Origin of the sequence: Pseudomonas sp. BP01, assembly GCF_022760795.1 — a bacterium.
Taxonomy (GTDB): domain Bacteria; phylum Pseudomonadota; class Gammaproteobacteria; order Pseudomonadales; family Pseudomonadaceae; genus Aquipseudomonas; species Aquipseudomonas putida_Q.
In genome coordinates this window covers 1-407 of sequence record NZ_JAFBKA010000092.1, presented here as the reverse complement: position 1 = coordinate 407, position 407 = coordinate 1, and the positions used below count along the sequence as shown (strand labels likewise).

At 56.0% G+C, this 407-nt stretch carries 1 protein-coding gene; it reads right to left on the bottom strand.

What is annotated here, in order from left to right; translation table 11 throughout:
• Positions 1–262 precede the first annotated feature (262 nt).
• Positions 263–394, bottom strand: a complete 132-nt coding sequence (locus JOY50_RS29410) for a septation protein IspZ (RefSeq protein ID WP_405046025.1) — start codon at positions 392–394, stop codon at positions 263–265.
• Positions 395–407 lie beyond the last annotated feature (13 nt).

Sequence of the window (407 nt, the reverse complement as noted above, 5' to 3'; positions counted from 1 at the left end):
GCGCAGAGTGGGTGGGTTATCGGGGCCAGTGTTTGTCTTCTTTCGTCTCAGACTCGGTGGACGTTTGCCGCTGATGCCAGGCCGCAGTTCCGCCAGACGGATACAGGTGAGTGCGCTTACTGAACGGTTTTCTACGCAAGACGCGGGTCAGGAAAACGGCAAATAACGCGAGTCTCAAGAGCAAGCGCTGAAAACGAGGAGAGGGGAATACGCAACGCAAAGGAGAGCGGGGGCAAAAGCGATACCCCCGGCTTGCCGTTGATTAGTGGTTATCGTCCTGCGGCATATGGCGATAGATGTACACGCCGCTCAACAGCGTGAAGACCAGCGTCAGCGCCGTCAGGCCGAAGACCTTGAAGTTGACCCAGATATTCTGCGGCAACCAGAAAGCGATATAGATATTGGCC